Below are 24,307 nucleotides of genomic sequence, written 5' to 3' on the forward strand. Positions count from 1 at the left end.
GTTAATCCCTTGGACCTGCCGGTGCCATAACCTCTCGCTGACCGTTCGATCCTGGTGGCGAGACAACACCGGCCGCCTCCATCGTTTCGATCATTCTAGCTGCACGGTTGTAACCAATTTTTAGCTTGCGCTGTACGGACGATATAGACGCTTTACGAGTTTCTAAGACAAACGCGACCGCCTCGTCATAGAGTGGGTCGGCTTCATCATCAAATAGGCCACCGCCACCGCCAGCTGCAGCGCCACCCTCTGCCTCACCGTTTAGGATAGCATCGATAAAATCAGGTTCACCCAGAGCCTTCCAAGCTTCAACCACACGGTGTACCTCATCATCACTTACAAACGCACCGTGAACACGATTTGGCACACTGGTACCGGCAGGCAGGTAGAGCATATCGCCGTTACCCAACAGGTTCTCAGCACCCGACTGATCGAGAATGGTTCTAGAGTCAATTTTAGAGGAGACCTGAAAACCTATGCGAGTCGGGACGTTGGCTTTAATCAAGCCGGTAATAACATCAACCGATGGACGCTGGGTTGCAAGAATCAAGTGAATACCAGCAGCACGGGCTTTTTGTGCAATACGTGCAATCAACTCTTCCACTTTTTTACCGACAATCATCATCATGTCGGCGAACTCATCGATCACCACCACAATGTAAGGGAGTGTCTGCAGTTCCGGCGCAGGGTCTGTCGGTGAAAGCCCCTGCTCCATCGGATTCCATAGCGGATCCCTCAAAGGCTGACCGGCAGCGGCCGCTTCACGAACCTTATCATTGAACCCGGCTATGTTTCGCACACCCACTTTCGCCATTAGACGGTAACGATCTTCCATCTCTGCCACACACCAACGTAGACCACCGGCCGCCTCTTTCATATCGGTAATCACCGGTGTTAACAGATGTGGAATGCCATCATAGATAGAGAGTTCAAGCATCTTAGGATCGACCAGCATTAAACGCAGCTCTTCGGGTGTCGCCTTATAGAGCAGACTCAGAAGCATAGCGTTTACGCCGACCGACTTACCGGAACCGGTTGTACCTGCTACGAGCAAGTGAGGCATTTTGGCAAGGTTGGCTACAACAGGATTGCCGGCGATGTCATTACCCAGCGCCAGCGTCAATTTAGAGGCTGCACCCAGATAGGGTTTAGAGTTAAGCACCTCAGAGAGACGCACCATCTGACGAGAGTGATTAGGTATCTCAATACCCATCACCGACTTACCGGGAATCACTTCAACGACACGCACGGCACTGACGGCCATTGAACGTGCCAAATCTTTGGCCAGATTTGAAATTTTGCTGGCTTTAACACCAGGAGCTGGTTGAATCTCAAAGCGAGTGATCACTGGCCCGGGATTGACCTCAACCACTTCAGCGACGACACCAAAGTCATTCAACTTCTGCTCAAGAAGACGAGAGAGATGCTCCACCTCCTCTTCCGTATAGCCCTGATCGGTCTGTATCTCTGGTGGATCGAGCAGATCAAGACTCGGAATTTTCACCTTAGGCTTCACAGCGGCTTTGGGTTTCACCGGCTCAGCATCATCATCGCTATCTAAGGGTTTATGAGTCTCAGAGAGGGGCACGATTTTCGGTGTTCGCTTCTCAGCATCCTCGCGGTTAGCATCGTCAAAAACCGATTTCGACGCAGGCTTAACCTCCGCACCGTCTGACTTAGCCTCAGAACCCACAGTCAGATCATCCATGGTCTTGATCTCAAGCGGTTTAGAACGCGAAGAGTCAAACGAAGGCTCTCCGAAATCGACCACCGGAAGTGACTCCATGCTACCCGGCTCAACTTCAAAATCAGGCTCTACCCGTTGCATCGCTGCTCTTTTTGCAACACGAACTTCCATAGGGCGCTCAGAGACTGTCGCTTTTTGAGTCTCCTCTTCGCTCTTCGCAAAAAGACTCTGCCAGAGCGTCTCTAACCCACCACCGATAGAATCCAATACCTGACGCCAGCTTGAGTCAACATAGAGTGTTAGGCCGATTAACAGAGCAATCCACAATACGACGGTGGCACCGGCTACATTCAACCAACGAACCGCAAAATCACCCAGCGCTTGACCGGAAATCCCACCAGCGGAGAAAGGCAACCCAAGATCCGCATTGCTAATGTGAATTGAGGCTAGACAAGAGGCCGAAAGAACAAATAACAGCGCACCTAGGGTTCGCATTACCACAAAGGGCAACATATCTAGGGTGCCAATGTAGCGACGACGCAACCAACGGTAGGCAGGGACAACCAAAATAAAGGGAATAACAAACGCAACTACCCCAAACCAAGAGACCGAGTAGTCTGCAATCCATGCACCGAACCAGCCGGCCCAGTTGCTAATTTCTGATTGATACCCTTGATGTGACCAACCCGAATCACGCGTGTCGTAACTGATCAAACTCAGCATAAACAGCAGGTTTAAACCGATCAGTAACACCAGCAAGGTTTCGCGAACCACACGGTTCAACTGGGTGGTTAGCGTCAATGTTGACAGCGATTGATTACTACTCAAAAAAATACCCTTAATTCAATCAACTTTATGCTGTGGGAAAATACCATAAAGTGGTAGGTTAGGTCTTGTGATTGAAAAAAAGGGATTCACCCCCATAAACCCTTTAGACCCATTTTTATGACATCTTATTTGGAAACATTTCTATGAGTGACGTTAAACACCACAGTCTTATCATTCTTGGTTCTGGCCCTGCCGGATACACTGCTGCTGTCTACGCAGCTCGCGCCAACCTAAATCCGGTTGTTATCACGGGTATGCAAGCGGGCGGTCAGCTAACCACAACCACCGATGTCGACAACTGGCCAGGTGATGCTGAGGGTGTTCAAGGTCCTGAATTGATGCAGCGCATGCAAGCGCACGCCGAACGCTTCAACACCGAAATCATCTACGACCACATCAATAAAGCTGAATTGACGGAGCGTCCATTCCGTCTAACCGGTGATACTGGCGTCTACACTTGTGATGCTCTGATCATTGCAACCGGCGCCTCCGCTCAATACCTCGGTTTGGACTCTGAAGAGGCGTTTAAAGGCAAAGGGGTAAGCGCCTGTGCAACCTGTGACGGTTTCTTCTACCGCAATCAAAAGGTAGTGGTTGTGGGTGGTGGTAACACGGCCGTGGAAGAGGCACTCTATCTCTCGAACATTGCGAAAGAGGTGGTCCTTGTTCACCGTCGCGATACCTTGCGCTCTGAAAAGATCCTGCAAGATAAGATTTTTGAACGTGCCGAGAATGGCAACATCACTCTGATGTGGAACAATCAACTCGATGAAGTGCTGGGCGACGATATGGGTGTAACCGGAATTCGCGTGAAAAGTACCGAAACTGGTGAGACTCAAGAGATTGACGCTCAAGGTGTCTTCATTGCAATCGGCCACAAACCCAACACTGAACTCTTTGACGGCCAGCTGGATATGCAACATGGCTACCTTAAAATCAAAACAGGTCTTGAAGGTAACGCCACTCAAACCAGTATTGAAGGGGTATTCGCAGCCGGTGACGTCGCTGACCACTCATACCGTCAAGCGATCACCTCAGCTGGTTTTGGCTGTATGGCAGCCCTAGATGCAGAACGCTACCTTGACGATCTAGCTAAGTAATCTAATGATCCCCTGGCTCACTCCGGGAGAGCCCTATTTCCCAGACACCCGCCTCGCACTCGATGACCCAAACGGGTTGTTGGCTGCCGGCGGGGAGCTGAATGCAGCCTGGTTAGCTGCCGCCTACCCACAGGGGATATTCCCTTGGTTTAGCGAAGACGACCCGATTCTATGGTGGTCACCCTCCCCCCGCTGCGTGCTCTACCCAACACAATTCCATGAATCAAAATCGCTTAAAAAACGCCTCAGAAAAGAGCAATTCGCTGTCAGAATCGACTCTCAGTTCGAAGAGATTATTAGGCAGTGTGCTGCGCCCAGAGGTGAAGATGGCACCTGGATAAGCGAGCAGATTATTTCCGCCTACACCGAGCTACATCATCAAGGGATCGCCCACTCTGTAGAGGTCTACCAAGATGATCAACTTGTCGGTGGTTTATACGGCATTGCGATCGGGCGACTCTTTTTTGGCGAGTCGATGTTTTCGCGTGTACCAGACGCGTCTAAAGTGGCCACTAAAATTCTTTGTGCAGAATTAGAAAAAGCGAACTATGCTGTAATTGATTGCCAGATCTACAATCCACATCTGGCCTCACTGGGTGCAGTTGAGATCGAACGGACCGAGTTTGAGCAGCTGTTAACACATTGCAAAAGGACGCCTAGCCATAATCCTTGGGCAAAGCGAAATTGGTATCCCGATGTCGAATCTGCAAACGCTTAAGTTTTTTGTCACGCCTGATCATGACTGCAGCTATATAGAGCGAGCGACAGCCAAAACTCTGTTCGTTGACCCACAAGCCCCCCTGGATAAACCGACCTACTCGCAACTGACTCAATATGGCTTCCGACGCAGTGGCACCCACGTTTACCGCCCCCATTGCGATGGCTGTGCTGCCTGTATCTCAGCGCGCATTCCGGTCGATCGTTTTAAACGCTCAAAATCTCAACGTCGCATTTGGAATAAAAACCAAGACATCTTAGTTGAGACGATCGAACCTCGTTTCGATGAAGAGATTTACGATCTCTACGCCCGTTACATCAACGCACGCCATGATGACGGTGATATGTACCCTCCCTCACAAGATCAGTTCATCAGCTTTTTAGTGGAGAGCAACCAAAGCACGCAGTTTCACCTGTACCGTGATAGTGAGGGTGAACTGCTCGCAGTCGCTGTGACTGATCAGCTCGTTGATGGTCTATCAGCGGTCTACAGCTTTTTTAGTCCTGATCATGATCAACGCAGTCTTGGCGTGTTTGCTGTTCTCTGGCAGGTGGATTACCTGAAACAGATTAACCTTCCCTACAACTACTTAGGTTACTGGGTGAAAAACTGTAAAAAGATGGCCTACAAAACACAGTATCAACCCATTGAGATCTTGCTGGATGATGTTTGGGTTGATGCCACGGACGATATGATCAAGTGATTGTCTAGCCGACCAGAGTCTACGACCTAAACTATTTCACTTTTTTAGCAATTTAGTGCAGAATACGCGACCTTCAGGTCAAGTAACGCACAAAAGCGATCAATTCCACGCTAAGCGATACTTGGTAAAGAATTCCAAAGGTAGGTATTAATGGCTAAAGAAGACGCTTTTGAAATGGAAGGAACGGTAATCGATACCCTTCCCAACACGATGTTCCGTGTAGAACTAGAGAATGGTCACGTAGTAATCGCGCACATCTCTGGCAAAATGCGTAAAAACTACATCCGTATCCTTACGGGTGACAAGGTTAAAGTTGAATTGACTCCTTACGATTTGAACAAGGGTCGTATCACTTACCGCGCTCGTTAATCGAGACCTACAAAAAAATGGCCACTATACAGTGGCCATTTTTGTTTCTGTGCTGGTTTCAAGATCGAGTTCACCTTCAGGGTTCACTACAATCTCAACGGATCCGCCCTCTTCCGACAGTTCACCAAACAGGATCTTCTCGGCCAACGGCTTTTTGATCTTCTCTTGAATTAGGCGACGCATTGGACGCGCACCCATCTTCTCATCATAGCCATGCTCGGCCAGCCAATCGCAGGCTTCATCACTGGCATGAATACTGACCTTTTTATCGTCTAGCTGAACCTGTAGCTCCATAAGGAACTTATCAACCACACCACGCACGATCTCTCTCGTCAGCGCTTTGAACTGAACGATAGAGTCCAAACGGTTACGGAATTCAGGTGTAAAGAGTCGTTTAATCGCCTCCATACCGTCACTGCTGTGGTCTTGTTTAGCAAAACCAAAGCTGGCACGTCCCATATCCTCAGCACCGGCATTGGTGGTCATGATCAGAATCACGTTACGGAAATCAGCTTTACGACCGTTGTTGTCGGTCAAGGTACCGTTGTCCATCACCTGCAACAGTAGGTTAAAGACTTCGGGGTGAGCTTTCTCTATCTCATCAAGCAGCACAACAGCGTGCGGTGATTTAGTCACCGCCTCGGTCAACAGACCCCCCTGGTCAAAACCAACGTACCCTGGTGGCGCACCGATCAATCGGGAGACAGTATGACGCTCCATGTATTCCGACATATCAAAACGAATCAGCTCAATACCTAAAATACGAGCCAGTTGCGATGTCACCTCGGTTTTACCCACACCTGTTGGCCCGGCAAATAAGAAGCTACCGACCGGCTTGTTGGGCTCTTTAAGTCCAGCACGTGATAGCTTGATTGCCGCCGACAGGTTATCGATCGCTTCATCCTGACCCAAAACAACCATTTTCAAATTGGTATCAAGCTTAGCCAGTTGTTGCTTGTCAGAAGCTGAAACCGACTTAGGCGGGATTCGAGCGATCTTAGCGACAATCGTCTCGATTTCGGGCACATCAATCGCTTCAACTCGATCCTCTTCAGGAATGAGTCGCTGATAAGCACCCGCCTCATCGATGACATCGATCGCCTTGTCTGGAAGATGCTTCTCATTGATGTAACGATCCGCCATTTCAGCCGCCGACTTCAGGGCAGCATCGGTGTAACGTATCTCGTGATGCTCTTCAAAGCGTGATCGAAGACCTTTCAAAATTTGGTAGGTATCTTCGACACTAGGCTCTAACACGTCCACTTTTTGGAAACGGCGTGCCAAGGCGCGATCTTTCTCAAAAATGCCGCGGAACTCTTGGAAAGTCGTTGATCCAATACAGCGCAACTGACCTGAGCTTAATAGAGGCTTGAGCAGATTACTGGCATCCATAGAGCCACCCGAAGTGGCGCCGGCGCCAATAATGGTGTGAATCTCATCAATGAACAGAATCGCTTCGCGCTGATCTTTGATCTCGTTTAGCAGTGACTTAAGGCGTTTTTCAAAGTCGCCACGATACTTCGTCCCAGCAACCAGCGCACCCAAATCTAAGGAGTAGACAACTGAATTGGCAATCACATCAGGCACTTGCTCTTCAATGATTAGCTTCGCCAAACCCTCTGCAATGGCTGTCTTACCGACACCGGCCTCACCCACTAACAGCGGATTATTCTTGCGACGACGTGACAGAATCTGAACAACACGCTCAACCTCTGAGTCACGCCCCACCAGCGGGTCGATCTGACCAACCGCTGCCTGTTTGTTTAAATTGATCGCATACTTAGAGAGCGCACTCTCCTGTTTCTGCTCATCTTTCGCATCCGCTGCAGCAGACTGCTGCTCATTGTCTGACTCACTGTCCGAAACGCCATGCGATAAAAAGTTCACGACGTCCAACCGCTCTATCCCTTGCATCTTAAGGAAGTAAACAGCTTGGCTCTCTTGCTCACTGAAAATAGCAACCAGAACATTGGCGCCGGTGACCTCGGTCTTGCCCGACGACTGGACATGAAATACCGCGCGCTGAAGGACACGCTGAAAACCAAGTGTTGGCTGGGTTTCGGACGCTTCGACATTATCGGGAAGCTGAGGCGTTGTCTCTTTAAGGAAGTTGTGCAGCTGATTGACCAGTGCATCAAAGTCAGCCCCGCAGGCAGCCAGTACTTCAAACGCATGACGATTATCGATCAAGGCCAATAACAGATGTTCAACGGTCAAAAACTCGTGACGAGACGTACTGGCTGATTGAAAAGCCTGACTTAGAGTATCTTCTAATTCTCGATTCAACATAGCGAATCTCCTTATGCCTGCTCTACTTCACAGAGTAGCGGATGTTTATTGTCACGTGAATACTGATTAACTTGTGCCGCTTTTGTCTCAGCAACATCTTTAGTATAGACGCCACAGACGCCTTTGCCTTGGGTATGAACGGCCAACATCACTTGAGTGGCTTTCTCTTCGCTCATGTTAAAGAAGCCCATTAACACTTGAACCACAAACTCCATCGGCGTGTAGTCATCGTTCATGAGCAGCACTCGATAGAGCGAGGGTTGCTTCAATTCAGGTTTCGCCTCAGCCGTGGCCAATCCCGGTGGATGCTGTTGATCGTCGTCTTGATCGGACATTTCAGGCTGTGCATGACGCTTTGTAATACTCATTTTCACCAAATTAATCTAAATATAAAAAATTACCGCTTTAGAGTTTATGCATTTTTCGAAAAGCGCTTCATTACCCAGCGCCCGCTAAATACTCTTTAAGTGTAACAAACAGTCAGTGTGTTGAACCCATTACGGATCGTTCATTTAACCAGTTTACGCACTCATGTTACAGATCAGATTGCATAGGAGGATGTCATGCATAGAGGTCAGGTGAAGTGGTTCAACAACGTCAAAGGTTTTGGATTTATTCTGTGTGATCAGTTTGATCAGGAGCTTTTCGTACACTTCAGTGCTATTCAGAAAGAGGGCTATAAAACCCTTAAAGCGGGTCAAGAGGTCGTCTTTGACGCTAAACCCGTCGAGAGCGGCTACCACGCTATCAATATTCAGTTCGACGTAGCCTAAAAGGGCTCATTCTGGGACTTGGGGCTGGCAGACTTATCGCGTACACTGCGCGATAAGTTTTGAGTACTCCTACCCTATGTCTACCCTCTATCTACTGAACAAACCCTTTAATGTCCTACCCACCTTTACCGATGATCAGGGTAGAGACACGCTTGCACAGTTCATTGATATCCCCAAAATCTACGCCGCAGGCCGTTTAGATTACGATTCCGAAGGACTACTGGTCTTAACCAGTGACGGCGAACTGCAGCACCGGCTCGCACATCCTAAGTTCAAACTCCCCAAAACCTACTGGGTTCAAGTAGAGGGCAGTATCACTGAACAGGCTTTGGATCAGCTAAGACAAGGGGTAGAGTTAAAAGATGGCTTAACCCGCCCCGCCAAAGCAAACATCATCCAGATCGATGAACCCTGGCCAAGAACACCACCGATTCGTGAGCGCAAAAACATACCAACCAGCTGGATTGAGCTGGTCATCAGTGAAGGGAAAAACCGCCAAGTCAGACGAATGACGGCGGCCGTCGGATTTCCAACCTTACGTTTGATTCGCTATGCCGTGGGTGAGTGGACAATCGATGATTTAGCACCAGGCGAGTGGCGAAAGTTGGACGTTAACCTAGCACCACTGCCTAAAAAGAGAACTCAACCTGCGAATAACAGGCGGACTAGCGGTCGCCCCAGCTCTTCGCGGCCTCGACGTCGCTAGCTTTCTGCTCGACCCAAACCGATCCTTTATCACTCACCTCACGCTTCCAAAACGGCGCGTCACGTTTTAGATAATCCATAATAAAGCTGGCCGCTTCAAATGCAGCATTGCGATGCGCCGAACTCACAGCCACTTGCACAACCTCTTCGGACAACCCCATAGGACCGACTCGGTGCACAATATAGATACGTTTTAGCGGCCAACGTTCTCGTGCTTGAGTCGCTATATTGGCTAAGGCCTTTTCAGTCATGCCTGGGTAGTGCTCTAGCTCCATGAACTCTAAATCGGCATCCGGCAATTCACGCACCATGCCTGTGAATGAGACCAGTGCCCCCACCCCTTCTGGTGACTCTTTCAACCAAGTCAAACCATCTGAACTGTCAATCGGTTGCGTAACGACTTCAATGCGATCTTGCATTCTGACCTCAAAATTAAGAAACACCGCCTAGAAACGGCTTAAAATCTGATATGATAATCAGCTATTTTATTGCAGATAGTTAAACGATGCACGACTCCAAACCAAACCGCTGGTTTCCACATGCGACCGTCGCAACAATTGTTGAGAAAGAGAATCGCTTTTTACTGGTAGAAGAGATCATCAACGGCGATCAAAAGGTGCTTAACCAGCCAGCTGGCCATGTTGAAAATGGAGAAACTCTGTTTCAAGCAGCACTGCGTGAAACCGAAGAGGAGACCGCATGGAGCGTTGAACTGGATGCCCTACTGGGACTCTATGTCTACCGCGTGCCTGAATTAGATCTCACCTTCCATAGGGTGACTTTTATCGCGAATGCGCTGTCGCATAACCCTGAACAGGCATTGGATGAGGGGATTCTCCAAGCGGTCTGGATGACGCGCGATGAGGTAGCAGAGAACAAGCACCGTTTACGCAGCCACCTGGTACTGGACTGCATCGATGACTATTTGGCAGGCAAACGCTACCCACTTAATTTAATACACGATCAATTAGACTGACTTCATGAGCACAAAATCGATCACCGAGACAAAAGTTATTGTCGGCATGTCTGGCGGCGTGGACTCCTCTGTCTCTGCATACCTTTTAAAAGAACAGGGCTACCAAGTTGAAGGTCTGTTCATGAAAAACTGGGAAGAGGACGACGGTACTGAGTACTGTACCGCTCTTGAGGATCTAGCCGATGCACAAGCGGTGTGCGACAAACTTGAGATCAAGCTTCATACGGCTAACTTTGCTGCAGAGTATTGGGACAACGTCTTCGAACACTTTTTAGAAGAGTACAAAGCGGGTCGCACCCCCAATCCAGATATCCTCTGCAACCGTGAAATCAAATTCAAAGCCTTTCTTGAGTATGCACAACTACTGGGTGCCGACATGATCGCAACTGGTCACTACACACGTCGTCGCCTGCAGGGTGGAAAGGGCGAGCTGTTAAAAGGTCTAGATCCCAACAAGGATCAGAGCTACTTCTTACACCAAGTGGGCCACCAAGAGCTGGCCATGACGCTATTCCCTGTTGGTGAGTTGGAGAAACCTAAGGTTCGTGAGATTGCTGAAAAGCTTGATCTAATTACTGCCAAGAAGAAGGACAGCACGGGTATCTGCTTCATCGGTGAACGTCGCTTTACCGATTTCTTAAAACAGTACATCCCCGCTCAACCAGGCAATATCGTCACACCCACTGGGGATGTCATCGGAAAACACCAGGGCTTAATGTACTACACCCTTGGCCAGCGTCAGGGCCTCGGCATTGGTGGCCTGGCCAACTACTCCGAAGAGCCGTGGTTCGTGGCGGGTAAAGATTTGAACGCTAATGAACTGATCGCAGTGCAAGGCATCGATAATGAGCTGCTCTACAGTGATTGGCTCTATGCGTCCGAGATTTTTTGGATCAACGGTGAAGAGCCTCAGCTACCGATGAGTTGCACCGCAAAAGTCCGTTACCGACAAGCGGATCAAGCCTGCCGCATCGAAAAGCATGAAAAGGGCTACAAGGTCTATTTCGACCAACCTCAACGAGCAGTTACACCGGGACAATCACTAGTTCTCTATCAAGGCGATCTCTGCTTAGGCGGCGGTGTCATTGAACAGAGTTCACGAGATCTGACTTGGGGGGATAGATAGATGTCGAGGGCAAAACAGGAGCAGGCGATCGCAATGGCTGCCATCTTTCAAGCAGCCCACCTCGTCGATCAGATTGCGCGCCAAGGGAGCTGTTCAAGCAGCAGTTTCGAAGTCTCTATCGCGTCACTGTTCGAGATGAACCCAGCTACGACTGAGGATATATTTGGCGGTCGGCAGCAACTTAAAATCAATCTTAATGACGGCTTTAATTCAATACAGCAAATTATTGATAAAAAAGAGAATGCTTACTCACCAATGGTGATGCGCTACGCACTAAGCCTGATCACATTGGAGCGCAAACTGGCCAAGAACAGCGACTACCTGAATACCATTTCAGAGCGTCTGGATGAGCTTGCAAAAAAAGCGGACTACTTCTGGCTGAACAATCACCGTGATGACGAACCGACCGATGCCAGTCGATTTACTCACAGTTCAGTACTAGCTGGTATTGACGCTCTCTATCAAGAGACGATCAGCAACTTTAATTTCAGAATTCAGGTACAGGGTGACCCACGCAATCTGCAGAACAATGAAAATGCAGCCCGCATACGCGCCCTTCTACTGGCAGGCATTCGAGCGGCTATTCTTTGGAGACAGGTTGGCGGCCAACGCTGGCATCTGATCTTCTTTAGATCGCGCGTCGGTGACGCTCTTCAAGAGCTGAAGCGGAATTAATTAAGGATCGTTGCGAGGTTCTTTTGCGGTTTCAGCTTCGCTGAATTCGCTACTACAATTGTGCTTCGTAGAAATATAGTACGGAACTCGGATGTGGGAGCGAATTAGCGCGAAGTTGCGGTGACTGGCTTTTAGCCTGTCATCCACTGACGGGCTTCCAATGGAGGCGCTGGAAATTGCTGATAGAGCGGATGACAGGCTAAAGCCTGTCACCACAACCTTAGACACTCCCCAACCTCTGCTTTTTTCTATATAATCTCGACCCTTAAATTCACGCTATTCAAGAGACCCCATTCATGGAACTCACTGCTCTAACAGCCGTATCGCCCGTTGATGGCCGCTACGGAAGCAAAACCTCTGCCCTTCGTACTATTTTTAGCGAATTCGGATTGATCCGCTTCCGTGTTGAAGTTGAGATCCGTTGGTTGCAGCAATTAGCTTCACATCCGCAGATCACTGAAGTCCCTGCATTAAGCAGCGAAGCCAATGCACTGTTAGATACACTGGTTGCAGAATTCTCTTTAGAACAGGCTGAGCGCATCAAAGAGATCGAGCGCACCACCAACCACGATGTAAAAGCGGTTGAGTATTTCATTAAAGAGCAGATCTCTGGCAATGCCGAACTCAACGCGATCAGCGAATTTGTTCACTTCGCTTGTACCAGCGAAGATATTAACAACCTGTCTCACGCACTGATGCTGAAAAACGGCGTCGCCGTAATGCGCACAGAGATGGAAGCGATTGAACAGGCCATTGCAAAGATCGGACAAGATTTTGCCACTCAGCCAATGCTATCGCGCACCCACGGCCAGACAGCTTCACCATCGACCTTAGGTAAAGAGATGGCTAACGTAGCTTACCGTCTGCGTCGTCAAATCAAGCAGCTAGACAGCATCGAGTACCTTGGCAAGATTAACGGTGCCGTTGGTAACTACAATGCCCACCTAAGCGCATACCCAGAGATCGACTGGGAAGCGAATGCCAAGAGCTTTATTGAAGGTCTAGGATTGAACTTCAACCCCTACACGACGCAGATTGAACCTCACGACTACATTGCTGAGTTGTTCGACCTAGTCTGTCGTTACAACACCATCCTGATCGACTTTGATCGTGACGTTTGGGGCTACATCGCCTGGGGTTACTTCAAGCAGAAAACGATTGCTGGCGAAGTGGGTTCATCAACCATGCCACATAAAGTTAACCCAATTGATTTTGAAAACTCAGAGGGCAACTTGGGCATCGCGAACGCAGTAATGGGCCACCTGACCATGAAACTGCCAATCTCTCGCTGGCAGCGCGATCTAACAGACTCAACCGTACTGCGTAACCTAGGTGTCGGGTTTGGCCACAGTCTGATTGCCTATGCATCGACACTGAAAGGCATTAGCAAACTTGAAGTGAACGCGGCACGCCTAGATGAAGATCTAGACAACAGCTGGGAAGTGCTAGCTGAGCCTATTCAGACAGTGATGCGCCGTTATGCGATTGAAGAGCCGTATGAGAAGCTAAAAGCACTGACTCGCGGTAAAGGGATGACTAAAGAGGTGATGCTCGATTTCATCGAAACACTTGAGATCCCAGAGTCCGCTAAAGCAGAGCTTCGCACACTGACACCGGGTACTTACGTCGGTAATGCAGCAGAACAAGCGTCTCGCATCTAATCGATGAAGCGCTGAATAAAACGCTCCTTATGGGGCGTTTTTATTGTTTAACACAACAGATCACCCATCATGCTGAACAACATTCGAATTGTTTTAGTCGAGACCTTCCACCCTGGAAACATTGGAGCGGCGGCTCGCGCACTGAAGAACATGGGACTGGGCCAACTCTGGCTAGTCAACCCTCGTGAGTTTCCAAGTGAAGAGGCCACTTCGCGTGCCGCTGGCGCTAAAGATTTATTGGAGAGTGCGAAGGTGGTTGCAACCCTCGAAGAGGCGATTGCAGACTGTCAGCTGGTGGTCGGCACCAGTGCTCGTGAAAGAACCTTCGACCTCCCCTTGCAAGACTTAGAGAGCGCTGCACAACAGATTCATACTGAATCACACTCCGGCGAAGTCGCGATCATCTTTGGGCGCGAGACCATGGGTTTAAACAATAAAGAGATGCTGATGTGTAATCGACACCTGTTTATTGATGCCAACCCAGTCTACCCGGTTTTGAATGTTTCACAGGCGATTCAACTGGTTTGCTATGAGTTACGCCGTGCCAGTCGCCTAGCACCTGAAAAAGTTGAAGAGGCACCCTACCCGCGCCAACATGAGATGGTTCTATTCTTTGAACACCTAGAGCGCGTGCTACGTCGAGTCAGCTTTATCATCCCTCAACACGAAGGACGCGTATTGGATAAACTGAAACGCTACTTCAATCGCACCCGTCCAGAGAAAACCGAGATGGGTATGTTACGAGGCATTCTCAACGCCGTCGAAGAGACCCTGGATCGCGAAAACAAGGGAAGCTAACGCGCGAAACCGGACATCGCCTCATCTTCGATAAGGCTCCAACAACAATCCATCGAACGCATTCTCGATCGCAAATGGCCGAACCCCCGTAGGAGCGATCTCGCAGAGGTCGCGAAACCGGACATCGCCTCATCTTCGATAAGGCTCCAACAACAATCTATTGAACTCGTCTTCCCTTTCACACACGCATTAAGGCTTTTCCAAAAACGCCTCTAAACCCGCAGCAGCAACCGCATGATCCTCTGGCGCTTTAGCACCTGCTACCCCTAGCCCCCCGATGGTTTCATCGCCCAGCTTAACGGGTAGACCACCAGCGATCAGAGAGACTTTAGGATTTTGCGCTAGCCCCTGCATCACCAATGGACGCTCACCCACAATCTCCTGCCACTTAGCGGTTGGCCAGCCATAGCTCGCAGCGGTGTAAGCTTTACGCTCCGCAAACTCCAAAGAGGCATCCGGCGCCTTAGGGTTTCTGAGTACCACTAAAGGCAGACCTGAGCGATCGACGACAACCACATTCATGGCGAACCCTTGAGTATCCGCTTCAGCTTGAACGGTTTTAGCCAATTCAAGTGCCGCTTCCATTGTTAAAGAACGAACCGATTCAAACATAGCTTCCCTGGTTACCTCATACCACTCTATGACTTTGCTTGTGGTACTGATCAAAGAGCACAATGATCAGTAACAGCCCCAACAAACTTAAACTCAGGTATCCCAAGAAGCTACCTGCCATTGCAAGATTATCCCCAACGAAATACCCAAAACCAAAATAGATTAACAACCAACCAAGCCGACCTATTAGACAGTTTAGCCAGTATTTTGTTCGACCTAATGAAGAGGCACCTGCCATCAGGCTGACAACCGCACTGATGTGCGCCACCAAAGATCTCGACAGTATTAGTGTCAAAGAGCCCCAACGGTGAAAAAGATGCTCTACCCTGTGACGACTCTTCTTATTGAAACCAAATTTTGCGCCGTGCTTATCGAACCAAGCGGTATCCATTCGTCGACCCAACTCAAACAACAGAACATCACCTAAAAACGCTGCAACCACTATCCCAACAGCCGCAAAAAAAGCATCGAACAGACCTGAGAAGGCCATTAGCCCCACTATTCCGGTCATTGGACCCGCTGGTACAGGCAAACCTAAAGCACCAAGTAATACAACCGCTAGCACGATAGGAAGACCATAAAGAGCCAACCCCTCATACAAGAGCTCATTGAGCGACGCTGACCAAGAGCCATCATCACTCTGCTGCAAATCACCTGACTGGGGAACTAAAGACTGAACCTTAGCAATCAGAGTCAGTTCACTCATACCTCGACTCTCCGCAATCGATTTTAACGTTGAGCTCTTCTCTGGCAACGGCGCACCTAGCACCCCTACCAATCCCTCTAATGAAACCTGATAATGGTCAATTAAATCACTCAGTGTATCTTTAGCACGGATATCTGCAGCGGTCTCAGAACCCAACAACCTCGCATTGTTAAGCACCGTATAGGTTTTATAACTCTTATTCACATTGAACAGAGTAAATGCCGTCAATATTATGAAAACAACCAAAAAGCTCTTTTTAGAGAGCTTGGGGAGGATGATAAGAGGGATTTTCACGACAGTTTTTTCTGCCAAAAGAGGGCTTCACCCCCTAGTTCACCAAGATCGTAGCCTTTATAGCCCAACCGTTTGTAAGCAGACTGAGCAACGCCATTCTCCTCTAATACTTCCAAGGTAATTTTGCAGCAGTTCAACTCCTTAGCCACCGCTTCGATAGCAGCAAAGAGTGCATCGACAACACCCTTACCTCTCGCTTGGGGTGCCACATAAACGTCGTGAATATTGATCAATGGAGCGGCATTAAAGGTGCTAAAGCCCATAAAGGCATTAAGCAGCCCCACTGGCTGATCATTCACATAGGCAATAAAGCTATTTGCACCGTCTACCTCAGCTAATTTAGCAGGAAGAGCCTGCTTCACTTCATCACTAAGCGGAGTGTCACCCCCCAAGGGATCCAATGCATAGGCATTTAATAGAGTGACAAGATCTTTACCCTGTTGCGGGTCTAGGTAATCGACTCGTGTAATCTGTAATTCATTCATCACTGAATAATAGTAGCTCACCCAGGATCGGTCTATCTAATTCATCTATTGGTGACTGGCCTTCAGCCTGTCATCCGCAGTTAGAATTTAATACCTATCTGGAAAACACCGATAAAGCAGATGACAGGCTGAAGCCAGTCACTGGAATTCTTAACAAAGTAGATATCACCCACCGGCCCTTTAATTTAAAATGAAGCCATCATTTTTAAAGGATTGGCTATGTACACAATTAACTGGGGTGATTTAACGGTTGAGACGTTTCTGCGTGACTATTGGCAACAGAAACCAGTGTTAATTCGCAATGCATTTCCCGACCTTGAACCCGTTGTCAGCTCTGATGAATTGGCAGGCTTATCCCTCGAAGAGGAAGTCGAATCGAGACTGATTCAATTCAAACCGGACAGCTCAGAATACCAGTTGGAATGTGGTCCTCTAAATGAGGAGACCTTCGCACATCTTCCAGAATCGCACTGGACGCTTCTAGTGCAAGCCGTAGACCACTACTCCCCGGAAGCAAAAGCATTGCTAGATGCCTTCAACTTTGTCCCTAACTGGCGCATCGATGATCTGATGATCAGCTATGCAACGCCGGGTGGTGGTGTTGGACCACACTATGACAACTACGATGTCTTTTTAATTCAGGCTAAAGGGACACGTCGCTGGGAGTTGGGTGCTATCGAATCCAGCCAATCACCCCGTTTACCGGATGCGCCGGTTATGATTCTGAGTGAATTCCAATGCCTAGAGAGCTTTGATCTGGAGCCGGGCGATATGCTCTACCTCCCTCCACAAGTCGCTCATAACGGCATAGCAACCAGTGAAGATTGCGTCACCTACTCTGCAGGATTCAGAGCACCATCCGATGCCGAGATACTGCGAACCGTATCAGACAGCATCGGTGAAGCCCTGACTAGCGAACACCGGTTTAGTGATCCTAAACGAACTCTTTGCCAATCGCCGGGGGAGATCGATCAAGCGTCCATCACTCAAATCGAACAGCGCCTAAAAGCACTTTTATCCAATCGGGAACAGCTTGAAAGCGCTTTAGGGTCCTTGTTTTCAGAACCTAAGTATCCTGATCAAACTGAACAGCTTGACCCAGAGGATTACGATGATTGGATACTGGGCGCCACCGAGGACGGTATCGAGCTTCTTCCAAACAACCGCCTGCTCTATTCTGATGGTGAACAGTTCAAACTCTTCTGTAACGGCGTTCAGCTAGAGGTCGATGACGCAGAGATAGAACTTGCTAAACAGCTAGCCAATCAAGGTTACCTATCAGCTAATCAGTACAAGATTGGCGAGTCATCGCTCATCAAACAGCTCTTTACTCAGGGAGCCATTCAGTAGGTAATCGTGCCTTCACATTAAACCAGCGGTTCGCCAAAGGACAGCTTATGTCGCTTTTATACTATTTTCCACCTACAACTTCTTGCCATGCACCAAAGGTCTTATAGAAGAAATTGGTATATAAAAAGAGTATTTAATCGCTGTAAAAACAGACAATTTACGACCATTTACTATTAAACTTAAGTCGCTAAACCATAGTCTATATTAAAGTAAGTTATTGTTTTATATAAATTAAAACAAATATCACCACATTGACTGCTTGTAGTTTAACTACAAGAAATACGACCACCCCCTAACTGACACCCTCCATTCTATGCTGCTATGCACAAAAGCACTTTGACAGCAGGTGCAGCAATCCTCATGATGTCGCCATCGGTCAGGTTTGATTTTTTTGAACCGACAGAGATTTAACACATTCGGGTGCACAGGTACCCATTATTGAGGATGAGATATGTCTACATACAAACAAGAGATTGAAGCTCAACAAGCGACTTGTAACCAGTACGGCGGCACTTGGTCAGCAATCAATGCTGAATCTGCTGCACGCATGAAACTTCAGAACCGTTTCCACTCGGGTCTAGATATCGCTAAATACACTGCAGCGATCATGCGCAAAGATATGGCTGATTACGATGCTGATACATCTAAATACACTCAGTCTCTAGGTTGCTGGCACGGTTTCATCGGTCAACAGAAACTAATCTCTATCAAGAAGCACTTCGGTTCTACTGACAAGCGCTACCTTTACCTATCTGGCTGGATGGTTGCGGCTCTACGTTCAGAGTTCGGTCCACTTCCTGACCAATCAATGCACGAGAAAACGTCTGTGCCAATGCTTATCGAAGAGCTTTACACCTTCCTTAAGCAAGCGGATGCGTGGGAACTTAACCACCTTTACCGTGAGCTAGACGCTGCACGTGACGCTGGCAACAACACTAAAGAGCAAGAGATCATCGCTAAGATCGATAGCTTCGAGACTCACATCGTTCCAATCATTGCTGATATCGATGCTGGTTTCGGTAACGCTGAAGCAACTTACCTGCTAGCTAAGAAAATGATCGAAGCCGGTGCATGTTGTATCCAGCTAGAGAACCAGGTTTCTGATGAGAAACAGTGTGGTCACCAGGACGGTAAAGTTACTGTACCTCACTCTGACTTCCTAGCTAAGATCAACGCTGTACGTTACGCATTCCTTGAACTTGGCGTAGATGACGGTGTAATCGTTGCACGTACTGACTCTCTAGGTGCTGGCCTAACTAAGCAGATCGCTGTGACTAACGAGCCAGGCGACCTAGGTGACCTTTACAACAGCTTCCTAGATGGCGACGTAATCAACGGTCCTGAAGACATCAACAACGGTGATGTAGTCGTTAAAGCGAACGGCCAACTAATGAAGCCTAAGCGTCTTCAGTCTGGCCTATTCCAGTTCAAAGCGGGTTCAGGCGAAGACCGTGTTGTTCTTGACTGTATCACGTCACTACAAAACGGTGCTGACCTTCTATGGATCGAAACTGAAAAACCACACGTTCAGCAGATCGCTGGCATGGTTAACCGCATCCGTGAAGTGATTCCAAATGCGAAACTTGTTTACAACAACTCACCTTCGTTCAACTGGACTCTAAACTTCCGTCAGCAAGTGTTTGATGCTTGGACTGCTGAAGGTAAAGATGTTTCAGCCTACGATCGCGCTAAACTAATGAGTGCTGATTACGATGAAACAGATCTAGGTAAAGAAGCGGACGCTAAAATCCAGAGCTTCCAGGCTGATGCATCACGTGAAGCGGGTATTTTCCACCACCTCATCACGCTACCGACTTACCACACGGCTGCTCTATCAACTGATAACCTAGCGAAAGGTTACTTCGGTGACGAAGGCATGCTTGCATACGCAGGCGGCGTTCAGCGTAAAGAGATCCGTCAGGGTATCGCGACTGTTAAGCACCAGGACATGGCTGGTTCTAACATCGGCGACGACCACAAAGAGTACTTCGCAGGTGATGCGGCTCTTAAAGCAGGCGGTAAAGACAACACAATGAACCAGTTCGCTAACGTTTAATCGTTAGACACTGCTCACAAAAAACGCGCCTTCGGGCGCGTTTTTTTTCTTATAAAAACCTAGATAAGACCAAATTGGTATAAATTCAGAGGGCCTCACTTCTTAAACTCCAACTATAATGAGTTTATAACAAACCGAAAAAGCCGAAGAGACACAGATTAGATGGCACAAAATTTGCTAAGAATAGTGTTCTTATTAACGCTTAATTACTCATAAGTATGCAGTCTATGAATTCACATCTAAGCAATCTGTTACGCCACCCAATCTACTCACTGGCTTTAGCGTTATTCGTCGGATTGGCCAGTGCTGGGTTGACCCCCATACTTTTCTTCGACGCTTCTCATCGTGTTACTTGGTTCGATATTGGACTGTTTTCACCCGTGGTGCTTGTCGCGGCCTCGGCAATAGCGTCTAAAAGCCTAATCCTGCGTAATCGCCAAATTGGGCTCTACCTTTTGGGGTATCTCCCACTCCTTTGGCATCTGACAGCTGAATCACTAGAGCAAACACTTATCAAAGGGGTCATTGTTGCCATTGTGGTTACCGTCGTTGTGCACACTAGCACCCCCATTTTTGATGACTGGAAGAGAGAGAGCCGAAGCAGGCGTTTACTGGGTGTGCTTTCGGTTATCATCGGATCGCTTTTCATAGCTTATCTTGATGGAAAACTCAGTTACTTTGGCTTTGCTGAACAGTTCTTACCGGCCTTTATCGCGATCTTAAGTGCCCGAATCTTCATCACTTGGCTAAACATCGATAAAACAGAGAGAGAGCCTTTTCAGATCTCTCATCTCATTCCGGTTGCACTCTTCATTGGACAATTACTCTTTGTAAACCTAGCACCCGACGCGTTTTTGAGGCCGGGCATTGTCATATCCCTTGCCCTACTCGCTGCTGCTATCACTCTACCCTACAGGTTATTCTGTCTCTTTTTGCCAATTGCCTTGCTACTGAACGCTGTAGAGTTTTCTATCAGTCCTTATACCCAAGCAATCGTAACCGATCGTGTTCTGCTTACATTGGCCGTGGTTACACTCGTTAGCAGCTTAATCGCAGTTAACATTCAACAGCTAAGGCAGTCTAAACAGAGACTTCTCCAAAACAGTTCTCTATTAGAGCAAGCCGTTAACCGCTTCGAGAAAGTATCCGCTGTTACAGAGATCGCTCTTTTCGAGCAGATGGATGCGCAAGGTTCTTTATGGAGTAACCAACAACTAAACAATTTGTTGGGCATTGATCAACAGACCAATCTTTCATTGCAGGCACTTTTAGACAAGATATCCATTAACGACCAACCGCTACGAGTTGAAGATCTAACACCTTTTGACGACCAACCCTACAGAGCAATGGTCAACCTTAATGACAATTCAACCACTGCCAAAAAAGTATTATTGACGGTTAATGCCGATAAACAAGGTTTTCTATTTGGTTCACTGATTGATCAAACTGATACGCTTGAACGTGGACTGATAGCTCTAAAGGCTAAGCGTCGAGCAGAGCAATTTGAGAAGATCAGTACAGCATTAATGCAGACATTGGAACAGGCGGCTGAAAAGTCAGGTTTCGATCTGGCCACAGTGCACCAAGAGTCAGAGACTATCCACTTCGCTTTCAAGGGTTATAGCGTTAATTTTCCCTCTACCGATTTTGCAGTTCATCAATTAGTAGAGAGAGTAAAACCATCGCACAAAGAGGCAATTAACTATCTCTTACAGGGCAAAATTGACAGCTGCGAAATTCCATTAAACCTTTCGAAAACTGAAACCATTTGGTGGAAAATCGACCGTATTGGCGTTGACCCTGAGAACAATGACAACCTGTTTATTCAAGATATAAGCTTGGAGAAACGAAACCAAGATAGAGTTTTGAAGTCTCGATCTGATGCAGAACTGGCCATTCGAAAACTCAACATCACGACAGATACATCGGGCATTGGTCTCTTTGAGATAGACCCAATCAATGAAAAAGTGCGTCCATCTGCAACCTTGCGAGAGATACTAGATTTACCGGTTAGTGAATTTATCTCTATTAAGGGATTTTTAGGCCTCTTCGACGAAGAAAATGATAGTGAATTTAAATCGACACTTTTGAATTTGTATACCTTCAAAGGACCTAAACATTTTAACGTCACAATAGATAGTCAAAATGGTAAACGCTATTTTGATATTACAATGACCAGTCAGGGGTTATTGTCGGTTGACCGGCAAATCCTTGGTAGCATAATTGAAACAACAGATCGACAGAGGCTCATAGAGGAGTCAAAAGAACTCTTGCACCAGGCAAACCTATCGTTTGTTCAACTTCAGGAGCGCTTTGAGAGTGAAAAACGGCTATTTGGCATTATTGCACATGAGATTAGAACACCCGTCTCAGCAATAAAAATGATGCTTGAAGATGATAGCGACCACAGCCTAGAGATCAATCAGAGTGTAAACCATCTATTGAATCTAATAGATGATCTTCGAAATGTTGTTAAACCTGAACAGCAAACTGCAAGACAGAGAAAAACCGGTCGCATTTCACAAACTTTGCTAGAAGTGTGTAACTCAATGCAAATCTCAGCCAAAGAGGCTCAAATTGATCTAGTTGTGTCAGAGTTGGACTGGGAAGACCCTGAAACCTATTTTGACACGACCTCGCTTAAGCAGATGCTGATCAACTTTTTGCGCAACGCTTTTATTCATAGCGAGGCTAGCCAGGTTTCTGTTGATCTCTACAGACCGACGATCGACACCAACATCGTCAACTACACCATTAAAATAAGTGATAACGGACAGGGGATTCCGAAGGAGTATCAAGCCAATATATTTAATGCCTACTATCGCGGTGACTCAAAAGCGGATGGCAGCGGTATTGGCCTGTATCTCTGTAGGCAAATTGCCCATGAATTGGGCGGCACTATCCAATACGAAGATACCCCTGGTGGTGGCGCTACCTTCTTGATCAATCTAGCCGTGGATCTTATCTCAACGGACTCTGGCACTAGCGAGCTCGATTCACAGAAAACTTCAGAACCAAAAGAATCAACACAATCGACTAAGGCTTTGGACCTTACCAATAAGCGCGTTCTGGTCGCTGAAGACAATCTAATGATTCGCACGCTTACCAAAAAAATGATTGAGGGTCTTGGAGCCGAGGTGGTTGCCCAGGAAGATGGTCAGTTAGCTCTCGCTGCGGCTAAAGAGGGCGACTTTGACCTAGTAGTGACGGATATTTTCATGCCAAACCTCGATGGATATGGCTTAGTGTCAGCGCTTCGTGAGATCGGTTTTTCCGGACCTATTGTCGGCGTGTCAGCCGCCACAATCGGTGAAGAGCGTGATCGATTAATCGAAGCCGGCGCTTCTGCGGCACTGGCAAAACCTATCTCTGTAGAAAAATTGACGGAAGCATTACAATCCATAGATCAACAAAACCAGAGTCTATGATATGCCGGATAGTTATCTATTTACGCCTCGCCCAGTCACCGCTTTAACGATTCGCGGTGACGAACGTCAATTTCCTGTGAATCGCATCTTTTGTGTTGGCCGAAGCTATCAAGCGCATGCGGCCGAGATGGGCGATAAGATTGATAAAACCACACAAGAGCCCTTCTACTTCATTAAAGACCTTAACGCCATTCAGGCGTCAGGAACCGATCTACCCTACCCTCCAGGAACCGAAGATCTACACTACGAGATGGAGTGGGTCGTCGCGATCGATCAACCGGGCTTTGAGGTTGATGAAGAGAGAGCGGAAGCGATGATCTATGGTTACGCCTGTGGGTTAGACATGACACGCCGCGATCTGCAGCAGAAAGGCAAAGACAAACGTCGCCCTTGGGATCTAGGTAAAAACTTTGAAGGCGGTGCCATCATTACCGACCTGGTTCCAAAATCGGTCACAGGAGTGCTTGAACGTGGCAGAATCGAACTGCGTGTGAATGGTGAAACCAAGCAGACAGCTGACATCTCTGATCTGATCTGGTCACCCGCAGAGTTGGTCATGCACCTCTCTAAATATTACCACTTACAGCCGGGTGATCTTATCTACACCGGTACCCCAGAAGGAGTGGGCCCCGTTGTCAAAGGTGACCGTATCGAAGGCAGTGTTGAAGGTGTGGGCTCAATTTCACTTAACATCGTATAACGAATTATTAATACCCTCTCAAAAGGAGATAGTGATATGAAATGTAATGTCGGTGGAATGGATCGCGCTCTGCGCATTATTGTCGGTTTAATCCTGATTGGATTGGCCTTCACAGAGACAGTGGGTAGCTGGGGTTACATTGGTGTAGTACCGCTGTTAACCGGTGTGTTTGGATTTTGTGGTGCTTACACACTGTTCGGACTGAACAGCTGTAAAACCAAGTAACACTTCATGGGTTGGAGCGGTCTTTCAAAGGCCGCGATTATCG

The 24,307-nt window shown here is 47.9% G+C and carries 23 protein-coding genes; 16 read left to right on the forward strand and 7 right to left on the reverse strand.

What is annotated here, in order from left to right; all coding sequences use genetic code 11:
• Position 1 precedes the first annotated feature (1 nt).
• Complete coding sequence (locus tag XMD530_RS09565) at positions 2 to 2,515, reverse strand: DNA translocase FtsK (protein ID WP_173484015.1); 2,514 nt, start codon at positions 2,513 to 2,515, stop codon at positions 2 to 4.
• Positions 2,516 to 2,658: 143 nt separating this feature from the next.
• Here XMD530_RS09565 and trxB point away from each other — a divergent pair, with 143 nt between their 5' ends.
• The 4 genes from trxB to infA all read left to right on the forward strand — a co-directional run bounded on the left by trxB (position 2,659) and on the right by infA (position 5,405).
• Positions 2,659 to 3,615: a thioredoxin-disulfide reductase gene (trxB, locus tag XMD530_RS09570; RefSeq protein WP_173481037.1), complete on the forward strand. Its 957-nt coding sequence runs from the start codon at positions 2,659 to 2,661 to the stop codon at positions 3,613 to 3,615.
• Positions 3,616 to 3,619: 4 nt separating this feature from the next.
• Positions 3,620 to 4,333, forward strand: coding sequence for a leucyl/phenylalanyl-tRNA--protein transferase (gene aat / locus XMD530_RS09575; RefSeq protein WP_173481038.1), 714 nt, complete (start codon positions 3,620 to 3,622; stop codon positions 4,331 to 4,333).
• Positions 4,311 to 5,036 (forward strand): arginyltransferase, encoded by a 726-nt coding sequence (locus tag XMD530_RS09580; protein WP_173481039.1) that lies wholly within the window; start codon positions 4,311 to 4,313, stop codon positions 5,034 to 5,036. Before aat ends, XMD530_RS09580 begins: the two co-directional genes overlap by 23 nt.
• Positions 5,037 to 5,186: 150 nt before the next feature.
• Positions 5,187 to 5,405, forward strand: a complete 219-nt coding sequence (gene infA, locus XMD530_RS09585) for a translation initiation factor IF-1 (protein ID WP_169450742.1) — start codon at positions 5,187 to 5,189, stop codon at positions 5,403 to 5,405.
• A gap of 24 nt (positions 5,406 to 5,429) precedes the next feature.
• Here infA and clpA read toward each other — a convergent pair whose 3' ends face one another.
• Complete coding sequence (clpA, locus tag XMD530_RS09590) at positions 5,430 to 7,694, reverse strand: ATP-dependent Clp protease ATP-binding subunit ClpA (protein WP_173481040.1); 2,265 nt, start codon at positions 7,692 to 7,694, stop codon at positions 5,430 to 5,432.
• Between the two features lie 11 nt (positions 7,695 to 7,705).
• On the reverse strand, positions 7,706 to 8,062 hold the full coding sequence (gene clpS / locus XMD530_RS09595; RefSeq protein ID WP_217362057.1) for an ATP-dependent Clp protease adapter ClpS: 357 nt from the start codon (positions 8,060 to 8,062) through the stop codon (positions 7,706 to 7,708).
• A gap of 195 nt (positions 8,063 to 8,257) precedes the next feature.
• Between clpS and XMD530_RS09600 the strand changes: the two genes are divergently transcribed.
• Both XMD530_RS09600 and XMD530_RS09605 read left to right on the forward strand, forming a co-directional pair.
• On the forward strand, positions 8,258 to 8,467 hold the full coding sequence (locus XMD530_RS09600) for a cold shock domain-containing protein (RefSeq protein ID WP_173481041.1): 210 nt from the start codon (positions 8,258 to 8,260) through the stop codon (positions 8,465 to 8,467).
• Positions 8,468 to 8,543: 76 nt separating this feature from the next.
• Positions 8,544 to 9,173, forward strand: a complete 630-nt coding sequence (locus tag XMD530_RS09605; RefSeq protein ID WP_173481042.1) for a pseudouridine synthase — start codon at positions 8,544 to 8,546, stop codon at positions 9,171 to 9,173.
• On the opposite strand, the gene XMD530_RS09610 is transcribed toward XMD530_RS09605, so the two are convergent.
• Positions 9,133 to 9,591: a molybdenum cofactor biosynthesis protein MoaE gene (locus tag XMD530_RS09610; RefSeq protein ID WP_173483679.1), complete on the reverse strand. Its 459-nt coding sequence runs from the start codon at positions 9,589 to 9,591 to the stop codon at positions 9,133 to 9,135. The genes XMD530_RS09605 and XMD530_RS09610 overlap by 41 nt on opposite strands.
• An 86-nt stretch (positions 9,592 to 9,677) precedes the next feature.
• Here XMD530_RS09610 and XMD530_RS09615 point away from each other — a divergent pair, with 86 nt between their 5' ends.
• The 5 genes from XMD530_RS09615 to XMD530_RS09635 all read left to right on the forward strand — a co-directional run bounded on the left by XMD530_RS09615 (position 9,678) and on the right by XMD530_RS09635 (position 14,408).
• Complete coding sequence (locus XMD530_RS09615; protein ID WP_173481044.1) at positions 9,678 to 10,148, forward strand: NUDIX hydrolase; 471 nt, start codon at positions 9,678 to 9,680, stop codon at positions 10,146 to 10,148.
• Positions 10,149 to 10,152: 4 nt separating this feature from the next.
• Positions 10,153 to 11,274 carry a tRNA 2-thiouridine(34) synthase MnmA gene (mnmA, locus tag XMD530_RS09620; RefSeq protein WP_173483678.1) on the forward strand — a complete coding sequence of 374 codons (1,122 nt, stop codon included), beginning with the start codon at positions 10,153 to 10,155 and terminating at the stop codon, positions 11,272 to 11,274.
• The gene (gene hflD, locus XMD530_RS09625) at positions 11,275 to 11,949 is read left to right on the forward strand and encodes a high frequency lysogenization protein HflD (protein ID WP_173494478.1); all 675 of its coding nucleotides are present in this window, start codon (positions 11,275 to 11,277) and stop codon (positions 11,947 to 11,949) included. It begins immediately after the preceding gene.
• A gap of 296 nt (positions 11,950 to 12,245) precedes the next feature.
• A complete protein-coding gene (purB, locus tag XMD530_RS09630; protein WP_173489209.1) occupies positions 12,246 to 13,610 on the forward strand; it encodes an adenylosuccinate lyase in 1,365 nt (454 codons plus the stop codon).
• 69 nt (positions 13,611 to 13,679) lie between these two features.
• A complete protein-coding gene (locus tag XMD530_RS09635; protein WP_173507095.1) occupies positions 13,680 to 14,408 on the forward strand; it encodes an RNA methyltransferase in 729 nt (242 codons plus the stop codon).
• Between the two features lie 189 nt (positions 14,409 to 14,597).
• Here XMD530_RS09635 and XMD530_RS09640 read toward each other — a convergent pair whose 3' ends face one another.
• The 3 genes from XMD530_RS09640 to XMD530_RS09650 are packed head-to-tail and all read right to left on the reverse strand — an operon-like array spanning position 14,598 to position 16,526.
• On the reverse strand, positions 14,598 to 15,020 hold the full coding sequence (locus XMD530_RS09640) for a heme-binding protein (protein WP_173481049.1): 423 nt from the start codon (positions 15,018 to 15,020) through the stop codon (positions 14,598 to 14,600).
• A gap of 16 nt (positions 15,021 to 15,036) precedes the next feature.
• Positions 15,037 to 16,020, reverse strand: coding sequence for a VTT domain-containing protein (locus tag XMD530_RS11550; protein ID WP_173481050.1), 984 nt, complete (start codon positions 16,018 to 16,020; stop codon positions 15,037 to 15,039).
• Positions 16,017 to 16,526, reverse strand: coding sequence for a GNAT family N-acetyltransferase (locus tag XMD530_RS09650; protein WP_371731437.1), 510 nt, complete (start codon positions 16,524 to 16,526; stop codon positions 16,017 to 16,019). The genes XMD530_RS11550 and XMD530_RS09650 overlap by 4 nt, the downstream gene beginning before the upstream one ends.
• A 198-nt stretch (positions 16,527 to 16,724) precedes the next feature.
• Here XMD530_RS09650 and XMD530_RS09655 point away from each other — a divergent pair, with 198 nt between their 5' ends.
• The 5 genes from XMD530_RS09655 to XMD530_RS09675 all read left to right on the forward strand — a co-directional run bounded on the left by XMD530_RS09655 (position 16,725) and on the right by XMD530_RS09675 (position 24,264).
• Positions 16,725 to 17,855, forward strand: a complete 1,131-nt coding sequence (locus XMD530_RS09655; RefSeq protein WP_173484019.1) for a cupin domain-containing protein — start codon at positions 16,725 to 16,727, stop codon at positions 17,853 to 17,855.
• A gap of 451 nt (positions 17,856 to 18,306) precedes the next feature.
• The gene (locus XMD530_RS09660) at positions 18,307 to 19,911 is read left to right on the forward strand and encodes an isocitrate lyase (protein WP_173483676.1); all 1,605 of its coding nucleotides are present in this window, start codon (positions 18,307 to 18,309) and stop codon (positions 19,909 to 19,911) included.
• A 227-nt stretch (positions 19,912 to 20,138) separates the two neighbouring features.
• Positions 20,139 to 23,339, forward strand: coding sequence for a hybrid sensor histidine kinase/response regulator (locus XMD530_RS09665; protein WP_173507096.1), 3,201 nt, complete (start codon positions 20,139 to 20,141; stop codon positions 23,337 to 23,339).
• 1 nt (position 23,340) lies between these two features.
• Positions 23,341 to 24,039, forward strand: a complete 699-nt coding sequence (locus tag XMD530_RS09670) for a fumarylacetoacetate hydrolase family protein (protein ID WP_173495498.1) — start codon at positions 23,341 to 23,343, stop codon at positions 24,037 to 24,039.
• Between the two features lie 36 nt (positions 24,040 to 24,075).
• Entirely contained in the window at positions 24,076 to 24,264 is a 189-nt protein-coding gene (locus XMD530_RS09675) for a DUF2892 domain-containing protein (RefSeq protein ID WP_173489206.1), read from the forward strand.
• The last annotated feature ends 43 nt before the right edge of the window (positions 24,265 to 24,307 follow it).

Origin of the sequence: Marinobacterium sp. xm-d-530, assembly GCF_013283365.1 — a bacterium.
GTDB lineage: Bacteria > Pseudomonadota > Gammaproteobacteria > Pseudomonadales > Balneatricaceae > Marinobacterium_E.